The 16,824-nt window shown below is 61.6% G+C and carries 18 protein-coding genes; 1 reads left to right on the forward strand and 17 read right to left on the reverse strand.

The window, feature by feature from the left end:
- Positions 1-15 precede the first annotated feature (15 nt).
- The 13 genes from AC13QE_RS27715 to phnG all read right to left on the reverse strand — a co-directional run bounded on the left by AC13QE_RS27715 (position 16) and on the right by phnG (position 11,226).
- The gene (locus AC13QE_RS27715; protein ID WP_488486126.1) at positions 16-702 is read right to left on the reverse strand and encodes a DUF1045 domain-containing protein; all 687 of its coding nucleotides are present in this window, start codon (positions 700-702) and stop codon (positions 16-18) included.
- A gap of 189 nt (positions 703-891) precedes the next feature.
- Complete coding sequence (gene phnE / locus AC13QE_RS27720; protein ID WP_488486127.1) at positions 892-2,238, reverse strand: phosphonate ABC transporter, permease protein PhnE; 1,347 nt, start codon at positions 2,236-2,238, stop codon at positions 892-894.
- An 8-nt stretch (positions 2,239-2,246) separates the two neighbouring features.
- Positions 2,247-3,227 (reverse strand): phosphonate ABC transporter, permease protein PhnE, encoded by a 981-nt coding sequence (gene phnE / locus AC13QE_RS27725; protein WP_488486128.1) that lies wholly within the window; start codon positions 3,225-3,227, stop codon positions 2,247-2,249.
- A gap of 66 nt (positions 3,228-3,293) precedes the next feature.
- Positions 3,294-4,205, reverse strand: coding sequence for a phosphonate ABC transporter substrate-binding protein (gene phnD, locus AC13QE_RS27730; protein WP_488486129.1), 912 nt, complete (start codon positions 4,203-4,205; stop codon positions 3,294-3,296).
- 95 nt (positions 4,206-4,300) lie between these two features.
- Entirely contained in the window at positions 4,301-5,155 is an 855-nt protein-coding gene (gene phnC / locus AC13QE_RS27735; protein WP_488486130.1) for a phosphonate ABC transporter ATP-binding protein, read from the reverse strand.
- 224 nt (positions 5,156-5,379) lie between these two features.
- The gene (locus AC13QE_RS27740; RefSeq protein ID WP_488486131.1) at positions 5,380-5,934 is read right to left on the reverse strand and encodes a pyridoxamine 5'-phosphate oxidase family protein; all 555 of its coding nucleotides are present in this window, start codon (positions 5,932-5,934) and stop codon (positions 5,380-5,382) included.
- 94 nt (positions 5,935-6,028) lie between these two features.
- Complete coding sequence (locus AC13QE_RS27745; protein ID WP_488486132.1) at positions 6,029-6,646, reverse strand: DapH/DapD/GlmU-related protein; 618 nt, start codon at positions 6,644-6,646, stop codon at positions 6,029-6,031.
- Complete coding sequence (gene phnL / locus AC13QE_RS27750; protein WP_132721045.1) at positions 6,643-7,350, reverse strand: phosphonate C-P lyase system protein PhnL; 708 nt, start codon at positions 7,348-7,350, stop codon at positions 6,643-6,645. The genes AC13QE_RS27745 and phnL overlap by 4 nt, the downstream gene beginning before the upstream one ends.
- Positions 7,351-7,359: 9 nt before the next feature.
- On the reverse strand, positions 7,360-8,136 hold the full coding sequence (gene phnK / locus AC13QE_RS27755; protein ID WP_015338361.1) for a phosphonate C-P lyase system protein PhnK: 777 nt from the start codon (positions 8,134-8,136) through the stop codon (positions 7,360-7,362).
- Complete coding sequence (locus AC13QE_RS27760) at positions 8,133-9,014, reverse strand: alpha-D-ribose 1-methylphosphonate 5-phosphate C-P-lyase PhnJ (protein ID WP_132721046.1); 882 nt, start codon at positions 9,012-9,014, stop codon at positions 8,133-8,135. Before AC13QE_RS27760 ends, phnK begins: the two co-directional genes overlap by 4 nt.
- Positions 9,011-10,120: a carbon-phosphorus lyase complex subunit PhnI gene (locus tag AC13QE_RS27765; protein WP_112414834.1), complete on the reverse strand. Its 1,110-nt coding sequence runs from the start codon at positions 10,118-10,120 to the stop codon at positions 9,011-9,013. The genes AC13QE_RS27760 and AC13QE_RS27765 overlap by 4 nt, the downstream gene beginning before the upstream one ends.
- Before the next feature lie 3 nt (positions 10,121-10,123).
- Complete coding sequence (gene phnH / locus AC13QE_RS27770) at positions 10,124-10,750, reverse strand: phosphonate C-P lyase system protein PhnH (RefSeq protein ID WP_488486133.1); 627 nt, start codon at positions 10,748-10,750, stop codon at positions 10,124-10,126.
- Positions 10,750-11,226: a phosphonate C-P lyase system protein PhnG gene (gene phnG, locus AC13QE_RS27775; protein ID WP_488486134.1), complete on the reverse strand. Its 477-nt coding sequence runs from the start codon at positions 11,224-11,226 to the stop codon at positions 10,750-10,752. Before phnG ends, phnH begins: the two co-directional genes overlap by 1 nt.
- A gap of 101 nt (positions 11,227-11,327) precedes the next feature.
- On the opposite strand from phnG, the gene phnF reads away from it, so the two are divergent.
- Entirely contained in the window at positions 11,328-12,062 is a 735-nt protein-coding gene (gene phnF, locus AC13QE_RS27780) for a phosphonate metabolism transcriptional regulator PhnF (RefSeq protein ID WP_488486135.1), read from the forward strand.
- A 125-nt stretch (positions 12,063-12,187) separates the two neighbouring features.
- On the opposite strand, the gene AC13QE_RS27785 is transcribed toward phnF, so the two are convergent.
- The 4 genes from AC13QE_RS27785 to AC13QE_RS27800 all read right to left on the reverse strand — a co-directional run bounded on the left by AC13QE_RS27785 (position 12,188) and on the right by AC13QE_RS27800 (position 16,810).
- Complete coding sequence (locus AC13QE_RS27785) at positions 12,188-12,823, reverse strand: 2,3-bisphosphoglycerate-dependent phosphoglycerate mutase (protein ID WP_004127995.1); 636 nt, start codon at positions 12,821-12,823, stop codon at positions 12,188-12,190.
- A gap of 122 nt (positions 12,824-12,945) precedes the next feature.
- Complete coding sequence (dapB, locus tag AC13QE_RS27790) at positions 12,946-13,770, reverse strand: 4-hydroxy-tetrahydrodipicolinate reductase (protein WP_488486136.1); 825 nt, start codon at positions 13,768-13,770, stop codon at positions 12,946-12,948.
- A 14-nt stretch (positions 13,771-13,784) separates the two neighbouring features.
- Entirely contained in the window at positions 13,785-15,524 is a 1,740-nt protein-coding gene (locus AC13QE_RS27795; RefSeq protein ID WP_488486189.1) for an ABC transporter ATP-binding protein, read from the reverse strand.
- Positions 15,525-15,787: 263 nt separating this feature from the next.
- Positions 15,788-16,810, reverse strand: a complete 1,023-nt coding sequence (locus AC13QE_RS27800) for a glucokinase (protein ID WP_132721052.1) — start codon at positions 16,808-16,810, stop codon at positions 15,788-15,790.
- Positions 16,811-16,824: the final 14 nt, after the last annotated feature.

Consider the following 16,824-nt stretch of genomic DNA (forward strand, 5'->3'; position numbering starts at 1 on the left):
ATCGGCTCTTTCATATTAGGCGCCGGCAAGCGGCAGCCAGGAACGGACGGTAAAGGGAGCACCACGCTCTTCTTCGACGAAGATGGCGAGGCCGGAAATATCGAGCGGCTTGCCGGTATGCTCGGCGAAACGTTCGCGCAACACCTCGTGCATCTCGGCCTGCCGTTCGGCCGGAACGCGTCCCGTCAGCGTCATATGAAAACGGAACTCGTCATTGACATAAGGATAGCCCCAGCGCAGCAGATTGGCGCGCTGCGCCTCCGTCAAGCCTTCCGGCTTACGCCTTGCGATGTCATGGTCTGAAAGCGGTGCGCGCAAAGGCTCGAAGGTCTTGACCACGCGTGAAGCGAAATCCTGTAACGGCTCGTAAACGGCGCTGGGCACGAGCGCGAAGAAATGACCGAGTTGGCCGAGCACCAGCTCCGGAATGGTGAAAGCCTTGGCCTGCCCGGCGAATTCGGCGGCAACTTCGAGGAGATCGCGCTCGGTCACCGAAGCGGCCAGCTCGAACGGCGCCTTCAGCGTGGCATGAAAGCCGTAGCGGCGCGGATCGGCCGTCAATTCGGCATGGCCTTCCGGCAGCGGACCCATGGCCTTGTCGGAAAAAATCTCACCGGAAAAAGCGTCGCGGCCAAGCCAGCGAGCGGCAAGCGATGTCAACGGATCGTCTTTTGGCGGCGTGAAGTAGAGAGCATAGCGCAAGGCTGCATTCCTTGGAAAAATCGGCTGCGCCGGACACTGTTGGGTGATTTGCTTCAAACCGCAAGAGCAGCAAGGCAGCAACGGTTCGAATCCGGCTAAAGCCGGCCTGACCGTTACGGTCTTGCCGGCCTGCGCTACCGGATTCCCGTGACAGAATGATGATGGGAAACGATTTTTTCCCGATCATTTTTATTTCGTTCGCGTGCCCATCAGGCGCGAGCGCAAGGCGTTGGATGCAGCGTCGAAAAGGAAGACGACGATGAGGATCAGCAGCACCATGTAAGCGACGTTTTCCCAGTTGGAATTGGTGCGCATCGCCTCCCAAAGCTTGAGGCCGATGCCGCCCGCGCCGACGGCGCCGATGATGGTCGCGCCACGCACGTTGGATTCCCACTGGTAGAGCGTCTGGCTGACGATGACCGGAACGATCTGCGGCACGATGCCATAGCGATGCACGAGAATGGTCGGCGAACCGGTAGATTTCACGCCCTCGCGCGGCTTGTTGTCGATATTCTCCAGGCCTTCGGAGTAGAGCTTACCGAGCGTGCCTGTCTCGGTGAGGAAGATCGCGCCGCTGCCGGCAAGCGGGCCGGGGCCGAAGGCGCGGGTCAGGAACAATGCCCAGATCAGCATGTCCACCGAACGCAGGAAGTCGAAGAGGCGTTTCAGCACCTGATTGAGCAACCGGTTCGGCGTGATGTTGCGGGCCGCCAGAAAGGCGAGCGGGAATGCCGCGAGCGAACCGAGCAACGTTCCGAGAAAAGCCATAACGATGGTCTGGAACAGCTTGGTCCAGACGTCGCCGTGCTGCCATGCGCTATTGTTCCAGACATTGTCGAATGCCAGCGAGAGATTGGATTGCGTAGGGTCCAGCCGCGGCCCTGAAACGATCAGGCTGATGACCTCACTCGCCGGCTTGTCGAAGAACGGCGAATGCGTATCGAAGACGAAGTTGGCCCAGCCGAGAAAGCGCTTGCGGATCTTCACGCGGTCGGTGGAAATGCTGGCATCGCCCGCAAAGCCGAGATTGACCAGGATATTGTCGTCATAGACCGTCATCCAGCTGGGAACGGGCTCGGAGCCGACGATTTTCGGCACATCGCCGGCAATATCGATCGGAATTGTGATGCCATGCGCCGTCACGATGGCCTGCGTCTTGGTGACGGTTACCGTGCGGCTCGTGCCGCTGACGGAAACCGTCATGCTGCCATCGGGGTTGGTCTTCACCCAGTCGGGATTCGGATTGTCGCCCAGCGGCGAAAAACGCGGATACTTGATGGTGATCTTGTCGCCGGAGATGCGGAACTCCGGCTGCACGTCATAGCTCACCCATTCGCTGAGGTAGATGCCGACGCGTTCCCAGCGTGCTTCCGAAATGACTTTCGGCAGATCGAAGAACCAGACTGCATAGATGCCGTAGAGGATGACGCCGAGGAATATCATCAGCGCACCGAAGCGCTGGCGGAAGGACCGGTGAAGAACCTCCGGGTAACGTGCTTCCATTTCCTGCATGCGGCTTGCGTCGATGATGGACATGGTCAACCTCAATGCTGCAAAAGGAAGGCATGTTCGCCGACCAGACGGCGGCGGAGCCATGCGGAAAACTGATCGACGGCGATGATCGTCAGGAAGAGAAGCAGCACCAGCGCCAATGTCTTGGCGCCAAAACCGCGCGAAATGGCAAGCTTCAGCTCCTCCCCGATGCCGCCGCCGCCGACGGCGCCGATGATGGTGGAGGCGCGAACATTGATCTCGAGGCGCAGCAGCGCATAGGACATGAAGTTCGGCAGCACCTGTGGCAGGGCGGCAAAGCGGACGCGCTCGCTCCAGCTCGCGCCGACGGCGCGCATGCCCTCGTCGGGTTTCATGTCGATATTCTCGACGACTTCATAGAAGAGCTTGCCGAGCGCACCGATCGTATGCAGGCCGACGGCGATGATGGCGGCGATCGGGCCGATCGACAGGATCGCCGAAAACAGTCCGGCGATGACAATCTCGGGAAAGGCGCGCAGGAATTCCATGATGCGCTTGGTCACCAGCCGGATCGGATTGGATGGCGAGATGTTACGCGCAGCGAAGAAGCTCAAAGGCACGGCAAAGACGAAGCCGATGATGGTCGATACCAGCGCCACGTTGATCGTGACGATCATCAGCTCGAAATATTCGGGAATGTAGAAATCACCCCAAACATAAACGCGGCCGAGCGGGAAATTGAACTCCTCGCCGCCGGCGCCATTGGCCCCGTTCGGGCTCTGCAGGTCGAAAAGCGCGCGGTAGACGTCCGCCCAGTCCTTGGGAATGAGCCAGCTCAGGAAATCGAAGAGATGCGGCAGGCGGTCGAAGAAATGACCGGCGTTGTTTTCGTCGGCAAAGCGCACCGAGCTGATGAAGGCGATGAGCAGGATCACGAGACCGATGCCGGTGTAGAGGCGGCGCTTGGCCACCATCTTGCTCCAGGCGTCGCCGATCTCCTTGGCGCTTTGCGGCGCGCTCGGCATGTTCGGATGCGTATCGGCGATCGTCATGAAATTCAGCCTTTGTGAATAGCAAAAGGGCGGCCGTTGCCGGCCGCCCCATTATCGGGATGCGGATCAGCCGCCGATGGCAGCCTTACGAACTTCGATAACGGCGTTGTAGAAATCCGGGGTAACCTTGATGTAGCCCTTGAAGTCGCCGCCTTCGATGGCGTTGAAGCACTTGGCGTCGGTGGTCGGCAGCTTCAGGAAGAAGTCGGCCAGCTTGGTCTGCCATTCGGTGCCGAGAGCGTTGCGAACAACGAGCGGGCCGTTCGGGATCAGCGGCGAACGCCAAACTTCGACGAGCTTGTTCGGGTCGACGGTGCCCTTGTCGACGGCCTTGCGGAAGGTGCCGGAGGTGAAGCCATCCTTGAAATTGCCGATGCCCGAGGAATCGTCGACAGCAACGTCGACCTTGCCGTCATAGGCGGCGAGCAGGTTGTTCTCATGGCCGCCGTTGAACTGGGTCGAGGCGAAGAACTTGTCATTCGGGGCGCCGGTGGTCTTCGGAATCTGCGTCAGCGGAACGAGGTAGCCCGACGTGGAGTCCGGATCGGCATAGCCGAGCTTCTTGCCCTTGGCGTCGGCGATCGTCTTGATGCCGGAGGACTTGAGAGCGAGGCCGATCGAATAGTAGCCGGTCGCACCGTCGGTCTGCTGCGTGGTCAGAATCGGGGTAACGGCCTTCGGGTCCTTGATGGCGACGGCTGCGTAGCCGGAAGCGCCGAGTTCTGCGAAGTCGAGCGTGCCGCCGAGCAGGCCCTGGATAACGCCGTTATAGTCGGCAGCCGGGAACAGCGAAACCTTCTCGAAACCGAATTCCTTCTTCAGGTGATCTGAAAGGCAGGCGTAGTTGCGCAGGCGGTCGGCTTCGTTTTCACCGCCGAGAATGCCGACGCGGAATTCCTTGAGATCTGCGGCGTTGGCAGCAGCGCCGACTGCGAGCGCAACGAGCGCCGTAGCGGCAAAGAGTGCTTTCTTCAACATGGGTTCGTCTCCTGATTAACCGGTGTCCCCGGATGTCTTCGGTCTGATAGAAGAAATGCGCCCTTGACGCGGGCCTTCGATCCCGGCCGTCCCTCTCAGAGACCGGCCAGTGCCAGCGGTTGCGGGCCGGCAGATTCAGTCGCCGCGGCTTGGGCGGCCGGATCGGCGATGTTGATGGGTGTCGACGTCATAGTCTCGTCGATGCCGGCGCCGTCCTTGTCGGTGCCGTAGATTTCCTTGACGGCGGCTGCCGTCAGATCGGTCGGCTTGCCGTCGAAGACGACTTTGCCACCTGCCATGCCGACGATGCGTTCGCAGTAATTGCGCGCCGTATCCAGCGTATGCAAATTGGTGATGACGGTGATACCTTCGCGCTCGTTGATATCCCGCAGCGCATCCATGACGATCTTGGCATTCAGGGGATCGAGCGAGGCGATCGGCTCGTCGGCCAGCATCATCTTCGGCTGCTGCATCAGGGCGCGAGCGATGGCGACGCGCTGCTGCTGGCCGCCGGAAAGCGTGCCGGCCATCTGCAGAGCCGTCTGCTCGATGCCGAGGCGCTCGAGTGCCGCGATGGCTTCAATGCGTTCCTCACGGGAAAAGACGGACAGCAGGCTCAGTACCGTCGAGCGCTGGTTGAGGCGGCCGAGCATGACGTTGGTAAGCACGTCGAGGCGCGGAACGAGGTTGAACTGCTGGAAGATCATGGCGCAATCGCGCTGCCAGCTGCGCAGCGCACGGCCGCTGAGCTTCGAAACCTCGGTGCCGGCGAAATGGATGGAACCGGAACTCGGATCGGCGAGGCGATTGATCATGCGCAGCAAAGTCGACTTGCCGGCACCGGATCGGCCTATGACGCCGACCATCTGTCCCTGCGGTATGTCCAAAGTCACGGAATCGACAGCGAGCTTGTTTCCAAACCGGCGCGAGACATTCCTGAGTTCGAACATAGTGCTTCCCTTTCGCGGCTGCCGGGCTGCAGAAATTTCAGCGGTACCGGTGCTAAGAATGGGCGCATGCCCCTGCCTCGAAGGGAGTTTCGACGGGGTCGGCGCCAATCACAAGGCAACCGATTAGTCCCGCTTCATGAAGCTCCGATGTCAGTTTTATGTAACTGCTGTTACAATTCCCGTCGTTTTTGCAAGATTAGCCGGCTGAGAGCTTTCCGTTATGTTTAGCCGTCAAACATGCCCGTCGGCAGGCCGTCCATGCTGAAGCTATTCTTCTCGCGCCGATATTCTTCAATGCCATCAGGACCCTTGGCTTTGGCCCACTGGTCGAGGCTCGGCCTCTCGCCTTCATAGGAAAAGAGCGGTACGCCGAAGCCGCAGGAGGTCTGCACGAGATCGAAGTCCAGCCATACGATCTGCCGTGCGCCGAGCGGCTCTTCGCCCGCATAGTGATCGTGCAGCAATTCCCGATATTCGGGTGTCGAGCGATGGATGATCCGGCCGCGGCCATAGAGGCGCAGGATCATCGGCGGCCCTTCGACGGCGCAGAACATGAGCGTCAGCCGACCGTCGGCCTTCATATGGGCCGATGTCTCATTGCCGCTGCCGGTGCGGTCGAGATAGATGGCGGTATTTGGGGAGATGATGCGCAGGCACAGTGTTTCGCGGGGCGAAACATTGACCCGGGACGCCGATGTCGCAGATGCCGTGAAGAAGATGTGCTGCCGCGCGATGAAATCGCGCAGCCGGTCGTCGATGCTGGAAAATTGCTTTGCCATGAAGAACTCCTCTCGATCCCGTCCTTGCAAGGATCATCTGAAAGCTGGATCGCTTGTCACCGCCTCGCAAGCCTGATGAGGGTAGAAAGCGTCCTCAGGCGTCGTAGCGATCCAAAAACTCTTCCGCAGACAGGGCGCGGAAATCGGCAAGCGCCGTGCGCAGGCGGTCGTGATTCCAATCCCACCAGGCAAGTCGATCCATGCGCGCACCGACTTCGGCGGTGAAGCGTTCGCGGATCAGCTTGGCCGGCACGCCGCCGACGATCGTGTAAGGCGCGACATCTTTGGAAACGACCGCGCCCGCCCCGATGACGGCACCATTGCCGACCGTCACACCCGGCAGGATGGTGGCACCATGGCCGATCCAAACGTCGTGACCGATGACGACCCGGTTGTCCCGCCGCCAGGTGAAGAAATCGGTCTCCATATCGGCATCCGGCCAATAGTCGGCGGCGCGGTAGGTGAAGTGGTGCAGCGTGGCGCGCCATGTCGGATGGTTGGTGGCGTTGATGCGCACGGCGGCGGCGATGTTGACGAACTTGCCGATCGTCGCGCACCAGACCGCGCCGTCCTGCATGATATAGGAATAGTCGCCGATCTCGACTTCATCGATACGGCAGCGGTCGGAGACTTCGGTATAGCGGCCGAGCGTCGAATTGCTGACGCTCGCCGAAGGGCTGATGAAGGGCGTTTCGCCCAATTTGCGGCTCATGCGGCAGCCTTCCGCGGCGAGAACTGCGAGACGTCGAGAATGCGGCTGCCGACGGCTTCACGCACTTCCTCATCATGGAAGATGCCGAGAAGTGCGACGCCGGCTTCCTTCTTCTGCTCGATCATGTCGACGACAACGGCCCGGTTGCGGGCATCGAGCGACGCCGTTGGTTCGTCGAGCAGCAGGATGGCGTGGTCGGTGATGAAGCCGCGCGCAATGTTGACGCGCTGCTGCTCGCCGCCGGAGAAGGTGGCAGGCGGCAGCTGCCAGAGTTCCTTCGGCAAGTTCAGTTGTGCGAGCAGTTCTGCGGCCCTGTCGCGGGCCTCGCTCACGGTCACGCCACGGCTGAGCAACGGCTCGGCAACCACATCGATGGCGGCAACGCGCGGCACGGTGCGCAGGAACTGGCTGACATAGCCCATGGTCTGGCGACGGACATCGAGTACGGTGCGCGGATCGGCAGTGGCGAGATCGACGATCCTGTCCCGGTGAGTAACAAGGATTTGGCCGCTGTCGACGGCATAATTGCCATAGATCATCTTCAGCAGCGAACTCTTGCCGATGCCGGACGGACCGCCGAGCACGACGCATTCGCTCGCGGCTACGGAGAAGGAGACATCGGCGACGACAGGCAGGCGAATGCCGTCGCGCAGATGCATGGTGAAGCTCTTGAAGACTTCGGAAACGACGAGTGGGGTTGCCATGTTTGTTCCTCAGACCTGCAGGATCGAAGAGACCAGCAGTTGCGTATAGGGTTCGCGCGGATCGTCGAGCACCCGGTCGGTCAAACCGTGTTCGATCACCTGTCCGTCCTTCATCACCATCATGCGATGCGACAGGAGGCGGGCGACCGCGAGATCGTGCGTGACGATGATGGCCGAAAGGCCGAGATCGTTGACGAGGCCACGCACGAGGTCGAGCAGGCGGGCCTGCACGGACACGTCGAGGCCGCCGGTCGGTTCGTCCATGAAGACGAGGCGGGGGCCGGTCACCAGATTGCGGGCGATCTGCAGGCGCTGGCGCATGCCGCCCGAGAAGGCGCGCGGCTGGTCGTCGATGCGGTCGGCATCGATCTCGACCCGCTCCAGCCAGTCGATGGCGGTGTTGCGGATATTGCCGTAGTGGCGGTTGCCGATCGCCATCAGCCGCTCGCCGACATTGGCGCCGGCGGAAACCGTCATGCGCAGGCCATCGGCCGGGTTCTGATGCACGAAGCCCCAGTCGGTGCGCATCAGGAAGCGCCGCTCGGCCTCGTTCATGCGGAACAGATCGCGATAGGTCTCGTCGCGCATGTGGTATTCGACGCTGCCCGTCGTCGGCAGCAGCCGCGTCGAGATGCAATTGAGCAGCGTCGTCTTGCCGGAACCGGACTCGCCGACAATGGCCAGTACTTCGCCGGGCCAGAGCTCGAAGGACACATCGCGGCATCCGATGCGGCTGCCGTAGAATTTCGAGACGTCCTTGACCTTCAGAAGGGGTGAGTCACTCATTCGGCAGCCTCCTGGTTGGGTGCCAGCATCGAGCCGATATGGCCGTGGGCGCGACGGTCTTCGCAGAAATCGGTATCGGAGCAGACGAACATGCGTCCGCCCTTGTCGTCGAGGATCACCTCGTCAAGATAGACCTGCTCGGCTCCACAAAGCGCGCAGGGCTTGTCGAAGCGCTGCACTTCGAAGGGATGGTCCTCGAAATCCAGGCTGACGACTTCGGTGTAGGGCGGCACGGCATAGATACGCTTCTCACGGCCGGCGCCGAACAGCTGCAGCGCGTCGGACAAGTGCATTTTCGGATTGTCGAACTTCGGCGTCGGCGAGGGGTCCATGACGTAGCGGCCGGCGACCTTGACCGGATAGGCGTAAGTCGTGGCGATGCGGCCGTTGCGGGCGATATCCTCGTAGAGCTTCACATGCATGAGGCCGTATTCCTCGAGCGCATGCATCTTGCGCGTCTCGGTCTCGCGCGGCTCGAGGAAACGTAAGGGTTCCGGGATCGGCACCTGGTAGACGAGCACCTGGTTGGAGCCAAGCTTGGCCTCAGGAATGCGATGGCGCGTTTGGATGATGGTCGCCTCTTCCGTGCGGGTGGTCACGGCGACATTCGCCACCTTCTGGAAGAAGGCGCGGATGGAGACGGCGTTCGTCGTGTCGTCGGCACCCTGGTCGATCACCTTCAGAACGTCCTGCGGACCGATAATGGATGCCGTCAGCTGAACGCCGCCGGTGCCCCAGCCGTACGGCATCGGCATTTCGCGGGAGGCGAAGGGAACCTGATAGCCGGGAATGGCGATCGCCTTCAGGATGGCGCGGCGGATCATCCGCTTGGTCTGCTCGTCGAGGTAGGCGAAATTGTAGGTGGCGAGTTCGGTCATTCGGCTGCCTCCGTCATGGGTTCCATGCCGCGATCGCGAGCGGCCTCGAAGTCGCGGCGCATGCGCCGCACCAGGTCGAGTTCGGCCTGGAAGTCGACATAGTGCGGCAGCTTCAGATGTTCGACGAAGCCCGTCGCCTGCACGTTGTCGGAATGCGAAATGACGAATTCCTCGTCCTGAGCCGGCGCAACGATGTCTTCGCCGAGTTCCTCGGCGCGTAGCGCGCGATCGACCAGCGACATGGCCATCGCCTTGCGCTCGCTCTGGCCGAAGACCAGGCCGTAGCCGCGGGTGAACTGCGGCGGTGCCTTGGCTGAACCCTTGAACTGGTTGACCATCTGGCATTCGGTCACCTGGATGCGGCCGAGCGAGACGGCAAAACCGAGTTCCGGTACGTCGAATTCGACCTCAACTTCGCCGATGCGGATTTCGCCGGTGAAGGGGTGGGTGCGGCCGTAACCGCGCTGCGTCGAATAGCCGAGCGCCAGCAGAAAGCCTTCATCGCCGCGGGCGAGCGCCTGCAGGCGAAGGTCGCGGGTCATCGGAAATTCCAGTGGTTCGCGCGTCAGGTCGCCGATCTCGTGATCGACGGGCATGGTGCCGTCACCTTCGATCAACCCTTCCTGATCGAGGATTTCGGAAACGCGCATGACGCGGCCGTCTTCCGCCGGCCGCTGCATCGGCTCGTCCACAGGCTCGTCGGTCAGAAGGCTCGGGTCGAGCAGGCGGTGCGTATAGTCGAAGGTCGGGCCGAGAAGCTGGCCGCCGGGCAAATCCTTATAGGTCGCGGAGATGCGGCGCTCGATCTTCATTGCTGAAGTGTCGAGTGGCTGGGAGTAGCCAAAGCGCGGCAGCGTCGTGCGGTAGGCTCTGAGCAGGAAGATCGCCTCGATCATGTCGCCGCGCGCCTGGCGAACTGCAAGTGCGGCGAGCGTCCGGTCATAGAGCGAGGCCTCGGCCATGACGCGGTCGACGGCGAGTGCGAGCTGCGCCACGATCTGGTCGATACCGACGGCCGGCAGCGAGCGGTCGCCGCGGCGGCGGTCGGCCAGCAGTCGGTGAGCATTGGCGATGGCGGCTTCGCCGCCCTTTACGGCAACATACATATGTTACATCTCCGTCGCAGTGATCTTGGTGGTGCGCGGCAGGCAAAGGAATTGCCGGCCCGCCGTCAGGATGAGATCGACGCCGCGCGGGAAAAGGGCGCGATTGTCGTTCCAGATGCGCAGCAGCGCATCCGGCAAGCCGATTGGCGCAATCATGGTGATGTCCTTGATCCCAGGGCCGGAAAGCGCCAGGTCCTTGCCGCCTTCCAGGCTTTCGATCTCAAGCACAATGGTCGTGGAACGGTCCGGATATTCCTGGGTGCCGATGCCGAACTGGCTGAAGGAGGAAAGCGCCATACCAGCTTCAAGAAAGGCAAAATGTGCCTCAAGCCGCTCCGATATGATGGGTGCGCCGGTATGGAATGCCAACCATTCCGGCAGGCTCGATCGCGCGAGACCATTGGAGAGCCAGACCGGCGTGTCGTGATCGCAAAGGGTGAGCCCGATGGCGCCGGCAGCGATGCCGAGCGGAGCCGGCGGCGCAATGTCGGCCGCAACGGTCTGCAGGGTGCCGGGATGCGCCATGGCGTCCATCGTCATCTTGAAGACACTCTGGGCGTCGAAAACCGGATCGGTGAAGCCGCCGGTCAGGGCTTCGTTGCCGAAGGTTGGGGTGCTGGAAAGGCTCATCAATCTTCTCCGCGAACCATGGTGAAGAAATCGACGCGAGTTGCTGCCGTCTCTTCGGCGCGCTTGCGGTCATAGTTTTCGATACGTTCGGTCACGGGCTGCAGGATCGCCTTTTCGACGAATTCCTTCGTGGCCGATTGCTGCCAGAGTGCATCGAAGATGGCCGAAAGGCGGGCCTTTTCGCGATCTGTGCCGAGCGCGTGCGCATGGCCGATCGTGTTGGATGCCAGCCGGACGGTAGCGCGTGTCACCGTGACTTCGCCGAGGTTAAAGGGGGAGCCGCCACCACCGATGCGGCCGCGCACCATGACCAGCCCGGTTTCGGGGCCGCGCACCGGCTGGACTGTCGGCTTGCTCGGCAATGCTTCCCAGGCCGCCTCTAGCTCGTCGCGTTCTGCCTGCGCCAAGAGATCGGCGACGCGCTTGCGTTCCCGCCGCTCTTGTGCCGACGCTTCCTGCCTTTGTGCTGAATTCATAGCGCCTTCCTCTAAATGTCTATTGATATAGACAACCATACAAGATATATTTATATCTATTAGTGAGTCGTGACAAGCGTGTGACAGGGCGAGTGGGCGAAATGGCAGGGCAGAAGATACAGAGGCAGACGGGCGTGGCGCTCTGGCGGCAGATTGCCGACCGGATTCGTACGTCCATCAATCACGGCGACTTCGACGAGACGGGCATGGTGCCGCCGGAAACGGCGCTGGCGCTGCAGTTCGGCGTCAACAGGCACACGATCAGAAGCGCGCTGGCAGCACTCGCCCAGGAAGGCATCGTCCGGGCCGTGCAGGGGCGCGGGACGCTCATCGAGCGCAAGGAGCGGCTGAGTTTTCCGATTTCAAGGCGCACGCGATTTTCGCAAGGGATCGGCGACCAGGTGCGCGAGACCCGCAGCGTACTGCTTGCATCAGGTGAAGAGGCTGCCAGCGCCGAATTGGCCAGGCAGCTGAAGATCAGGACCGGCACGCCGCTGATAAGGCTCGAAACGCTGGGTCAGGCGGATCATCGGCCTGTCTCGCGCGCCACCAGCTGGTTTCCGGCGGATCGTTTCGGCGATATCGCGGAGGTCTATCGGACGACCGGTTCGATCACCAAGGCATTCAAGGAGCTTGGCGTTCCTGATTACGTCCGCGTCGTCACCGAGATTACCGCGACGCATGCCGACGAAAGCGATCTCGCCGATCTGCAGCTATCCCCGGGCGCCATCGTTCTCGTCGCGCAGGCGCTGAATGCGGATCTCGACAATGTCCCGGTGCAATATTCCATCTCGCGCTTCGCCGCCGACAGGGTGCGCTTTACCGTCGAGAATTGAGAATGGGCGGTCCCACAGCCTTCCCTCCACCAACTTGTCGGGGCGAGGGCACGAAGGTAGTCCCCTCTCTCCGCTTGCGGGGAGAGGGCTAGGGTGATGGGCTTTCCAACCCAAATAAATTGCGCTCAATGCGCGCCGGACATGTCGCCGAGGACTTCCTTCGAGGCGACGGTGGAATCGGCCTTGAGCTTGTAGACCATCGGCACGCCGGTCGCGAGGTTGAGTTCGAGGATCTGCGCCTTGCTCAGGCGATCGAGAACCATGACGAGCGAGCGAAGCGAATTGCCATGGGCGGCCACCAGCACATTCTGGCCGGCAAGCACGCGCGGCAGGATTTCGGTCAGGTAATAGGGCCAGACGCGGGCGCCGGTGTCGCGCAGGCTTTCGCCACCGGGCGGCGGGACGTCGTAGGAGCGGCGCCAGATGTGGACCTGCTCTTCGCCCCACTTGGCGCGGGCGTCATCCTTGTTGAGGCCGGAGAGATCGCCGTAGTCGCGCTCGTTCAGCGCCTGATCCTTGATCGTTTCGAGGCCGGGTTGGCCGATTTCATCGAGGATGATTTTCAGCGTGTGCTGGGCGCGTGTGAGTGCCGAGGTAAAGGCGATATCGTACTTGATGCCGTAATCGGCCAGAGCCTTGCCGCCTGTCTTGGCTTCTTCGACGCCAAGCGCCGTCAGATCGGGATCCTTCCAGCCGGTGAAGAGATTCTTCAAATTCCAGTCGCTCTGGCCATGGCGAACGAGGACGAGAGTGCCGCTCATAAAATTTCTCCTTAATGAAGCAATTCCAGGAAAAGTGTGTAGCGGTTTTCCGTCCGGAATTGCGAGACAATAAAAGGCCGGAGCGGGTCGGCAGGGACCTGCCGATCCGCTCCGGGTTCGGATCAACGTGTGGAGAGCCCGAGAACATCGAGCATGGAATAGAAGCCGGGCTTCTTGTCTCGCGCCCAGAGCGCTGCCTGCAGCGCGCCGCGGGCAAACAGAGAGCGGTCGCCAGCATTGTGCGATAGCGTCAGCCGTTCGCTTTCGCTGGCGAAGATCACCGAGTGATCGCCGACCACGCCGCCGCCGCGCAGGGTCGCAAAGCCGATCGTGCCCACAGGACGCGCACCCGTATGGCCGTCGCGCACGCGCACGGAATTGTCATTGAGATCGATGCCGCGGCCCTTCGCCGCCGCCTGGCCGAGCAGGAGTGCCGTGCCCGAGGGCGCATCGACCTTGTGGCGATGATGCATCTCCAGCACCTCGATGTCCCAATCGTTCGAAGGCAGTGCCCGCGCCGCCTGTTCGACAAGCACGCTCAAAAGGTTGATGCCGAGGCCCATATTGCCCGATTTGACGATGCGGGCATGGCGCGCGGCCGCCTTGAACTTCGCCTCGTCCTCCTCCGAGCAGCCTGTCGTGCCTATAATATGGACGATGCGTGCCTGTGCGGCGAGGCCGGCGAAGGTGACGCTGGTTGCCGGCGTCGTAAAATCGATGACGCCTTCGGCATGCAGGAAAGCGGCCAGCGGATCGTCGGTGACGGGAACGCCGATCGGTCCAAGCCCGGCGATCTCGCCCGCATCCTTGCCGATGAAGGCGGAGCCGGGACGCGCGACGGCGGCATGCAGAGTTACGCCGTCGGTTGCATGAATGATGCGGATGAGAGCCTGTCCCATGCGGCCCGCCGCGCCAACCACCACCAGCTTCATCGCATCGTCGCTCATGTCGTCTCTATCGTCTATTTGCGGGAACTGCTTGAAATCGCCGGTAGCTGCAGGTTGTTGAGCCGAGCGTAGATGCCATTATCGGCCGTCGCAAGCGTCTCATGGTTGCCCTCTTCGACAACCCGGCCGTTTTGCATGACGACGATCTTCTCGGCGCGGACAACCGTCGACAGGCGGTGGGCGATGACGACGACCGTGCGGCCACTCATTGCTTCTTCCAGAGCCTTCTGCACGGCTGCTTCGGATTCCGTATCGAGCGCGGAGGTTGCCTCGTCGAGAAGCAGAATCTTTGCGTTGCGCACTAGCGCGCGGGCGATCGACAGGCGCTGCCGCTGGCCGCCGGACAGCGTCACACCGTTTTCGCCGACGGGCGTATCGTAGCCCATCGGCTGCGCCTCGATGAAATCATGGGCATAGGCAAGGCGCGCTGCCTCTTCGATCTCGGCATCGGTCGCTTCTGGGCGCCCATAGCGAATATTGTCGCGGATCGTGCCTTCGAAGAGATAGGGCTGCTGCGAAACATAGGCGAGCTGTTCTCGCAGCGACTGTTTCGTCACATGCGCGATATCCTGCCCGTCGATAAGGATGCTGCCGGCTTTCGGATCGTAGAAGCGCGGAATGAGGTTGATGACAGTGGATTTGCCGGCGCCCGAAGGGCCGACCAGCGCCGTCGTCTGTCCGCCTTCCGCCGTGAAGCTGACGCTGCACAGAACCGTCTCGTTGCCATAGGCGAATTCCACATCGCGGAACTCGATACGGGCATCGGTCACTTTAAGCGGCTTGGCATCCGGCAGGTCGCGCTGGCGCGGCTCCATGTCGAGCAACTCGTAGATCATCCGCGCATTGACGACCGCACGCTCCAGCTGCACCTGCAGCTTGGCGAGACGACGGGCTGGATCATAGGCGAGTAACAGCGAAACGATGAAAGAGAAGACGGCGCCCGGTGGTACGTTCTGGTAGATCGAGCGATAGGCGGCATAGGCGAAGACGCCCGCTACGGCAAAGCCGGCGACCGTTTCGATCAGCGGGCCATTGCGCTCGGAAATACGGGCAATGCGGTTTTGGCGGTTTTCTGCCGCGGTAATCAGCTTGTCGACCTTGCGCTCGAGTTCGCGTTCCATCGTGAAGGCTTTGACGATGGAAACGCCTTGTATGGTTTCCTGCATCGCGCCAAGCACACGGCTATTGAGAACGACGGCTTCGCGCGTGACGGCGCGCAGGCGTCTGGAAATGTGGCGCAGGGCTAGAAAGACCGGCGGAGCGATGACGAAGAAAATAAGGCTCAGCATCGGGTCCTGATAGACCATATTGCCGAGCAGGAAGATGAACGACAAAAGGTCTCGCGCCGTGGAAGTGATGACGAGATTCATCACGTCGCGAATACCGGACACGTTCTGGCTGACCCGGGCTGCGATCTGAGCAGACCGCGCCTCGTTGAAAAAGCCGACCGAAAGCGTCATCAGATGCGCATAGAGGCGCCGTTGATAGCGGGCGATGATGTCGTTGCCGATCTTCGACAGAATGACCGACTGAAAGTAACCGGCAAAACCGCGCGCTATGAAGGCTGCGAGAATTGCGAGGCAGATCAGCCACATGACCTCGGCGCGGCGCTCATAGAAGGCGCCGTTGACGATCGGCCGCATGACCGCAGCCATTGTCGCCGTGGATGCAGCGACGACGATTAGGCAGAATATTGCGACCGAATAGCCCCAAATATGCTCGCGGCCGTTCTCGGAGATTATGCGCTTCAGCATGCCGGTAATGGCTTCGCTGTCGACGTTTTTGCTTTTCGGGTCAGGCAATTTCAATAATCGGCTTCCTGTCTTGAACCAAGCGAGCCGCATCTGGCACGTGCTTTCGCGGCTCTATTAAAGAGTTAGCACGGCTTTGGCTAGACATGGCTTGCCGCGCTGGTTAAGGCCGATCACGGAGCCGGGCCCATTATAGAGGAAGGCGGCCTCTTCAAAAAGGTAGGCGCGCCGGCTGTTTTGGCGCGCCATGAGCTGTTTGGTAAGCGTTAACGCCGCCAGCGACGGCCCTCCGTCGCAAGGCCGAAGCTGGTGGATTTGCGAGCATAGGTCGCAAGTCCGGAAAGAGCTGCCAGCGGATTGACGACCACGTGCGTCGGGATCGTCTTCATCATTTCCGTGTGCGGCGCCTTGTCCTCGAAGGCTGCGCGGAATTCCGGCTTCTGAAGCGCCGGCAGGATCTTCTGCGGGATTCCGCCGGAAAGGTAGACGCCGCCACGCGCCATGAAGATCATGGCGATATCGCCGGCAACGCGGCCGAGATAGGTGACGAACAGCGTCAGCGTCTCCTCGGCCTGCCTGTTGGTGCCGGCGAGCGCGTGGTTGGTGATGTCGGCCGGCTCCTTCAAGCTCGGCTCGATGCCGTCGGCCGTGCAGATCGCATGATAGAGGTTCTGCAGGCCGCGGCCGCAGATCACCTGCTCGGCCGAGATGCGGCCTTCGATCGGATCCAGATGCGGCCAGATCTGCAGGTCGCGTTCCGTACGCGGTCCGAGATCGATATGCCCGCCTTCGCCCGGCACGGGCACCCATTGATGCTGGGTATGAACCAGAGCGCCGACGCCAAGCCCGGTGCCCGGCCCAAGCACGACGCGCGATGCGGTCATGTTCCCGGATGCTTGGCCGATGGTTTGGCGATGCTCGTCGGAAATCTCGGCAATCGCGAGCGCCTGCGCCTCGAAGTCGTTGATGACGAGCACGTCCTCGATGCCGAGATTGGCGATCATCGTCTTCGGACGGATCACCCAGGGGCAATTGGTCAGGGGAATCTCGTCGCCCTGTACCGGCCCCGCCATGGCGAGAATTGCCGAGCGCGGCTGAACCTTGCTGTTTTCGAGGGCGAGTTTGATCGCATCGTCGATCGTGGCGAAATTCGCCGTCTGCACGACCGGGAAGTGCTCCTGCTCGGAGTCCGCATCGGCAAGGATCGAGAAGCGTGCATTGGTGCCACCGATATCGCCGATCAAGATTGGGAAAGGCAAGGGGGCATCACTGTGATTGAGCTCGGGCATGGCCAGGTCCGTGG

It is taken from the genome of Martinezella sp. CNPSo 3957 (assembly GCF_057784395.1).

What these genes read in the sequence shown, in the direction of transcription:
- phnF (WP_488486135.1), top strand. Translation starts at nt 11,328, where the DNA reads ATGGCAGGGCAGAAGATACAGAGGCAGACGGGCGTGGCGCTCTGGCGG.
- AC13QE_RS27760 (WP_132721046.1), bottom strand. Translation starts at nt 9,014, where the DNA reads ATGACCGAACTCGCCACCTACAATTTCGCCTACCTCGACGAGCAGACC.
- AC13QE_RS27795 (WP_488486189.1), bottom strand. Translation starts at nt 15,524, where the DNA reads ATGCTGAAGCGCATAATCTCCGAGAACGGCCGCGAGCATATTTGGGGC.
- AC13QE_RS27765 (WP_112414834.1), bottom strand. Translation starts at nt 10,120, where the DNA reads ATGTATGTTGCCGTAAAGGGCGGCGAAGCCGCCATCGCCAATGCTCAC.
- AC13QE_RS27785 (WP_004127995.1), bottom strand. Translation starts at nt 12,823, where the DNA reads ATGAGCGGCACTCTCGTCCTCGTTCGCCATGGCCAGAGCGACTGGAAT.
- phnH (WP_488486133.1), bottom strand. Translation starts at nt 10,750, where the DNA reads ATGAGCCTTTCCAGCACCCCAACCTTCGGCAACGAAGCCCTGACCGGC.
- AC13QE_RS27800 (WP_132721052.1), bottom strand. Translation starts at nt 16,810, where the DNA reads ATGCCCGAGCTCAATCACAGTGATGCCCCCTTGCCTTTCCCAATCTTG.
- phnD (WP_488486129.1), bottom strand. Translation starts at nt 4,205, where the DNA reads ATGTTGAAGAAAGCACTCTTTGCCGCTACGGCGCTCGTTGCGCTCGCA.
- phnK (WP_015338361.1), bottom strand. Translation starts at nt 8,136, where the DNA reads ATGAGTGACTCACCCCTTCTGAAGGTCAAGGACGTCTCGAAATTCTAC.
- AC13QE_RS27740 (WP_488486131.1), bottom strand. Translation starts at nt 5,934, where the DNA reads ATGGCAAAGCAATTTTCCAGCATCGACGACCGGCTGCGCGATTTCATC.
- phnL (WP_132721045.1), bottom strand. Translation starts at nt 7,350, where the DNA reads ATGGCAACCCCACTCGTCGTTTCCGAAGTCTTCAAGAGCTTCACCATG.
- dapB (WP_488486136.1), bottom strand. Translation starts at nt 13,770, where the DNA reads ATGAGCGACGATGCGATGAAGCTGGTGGTGGTTGGCGCGGCGGGCCGC.
- phnC (WP_488486130.1), bottom strand. Translation starts at nt 5,155, where the DNA reads ATGTTCGAACTCAGGAATGTCTCGCGCCGGTTTGGAAACAAGCTCGCT.
- phnG (WP_488486134.1), bottom strand. Translation starts at nt 11,226, where the DNA reads ATGAATTCAGCACAAAGGCAGGAAGCGTCGGCACAAGAGCGGCGGGAA.
- phnE (WP_488486127.1), bottom strand. Translation starts at nt 2,238, where the DNA reads ATGTCCATCATCGACGCAAGCCGCATGCAGGAAATGGAAGCACGTTAC.
- phnE (WP_488486128.1), bottom strand. Translation starts at nt 3,227, where the DNA reads ATGACGATCGCCGATACGCATCCGAACATGCCGAGCGCGCCGCAAAGC.
- AC13QE_RS27745 (WP_488486132.1), bottom strand. Translation starts at nt 6,646, where the DNA reads ATGAGCCGCAAATTGGGCGAAACGCCCTTCATCAGCCCTTCGGCGAGC.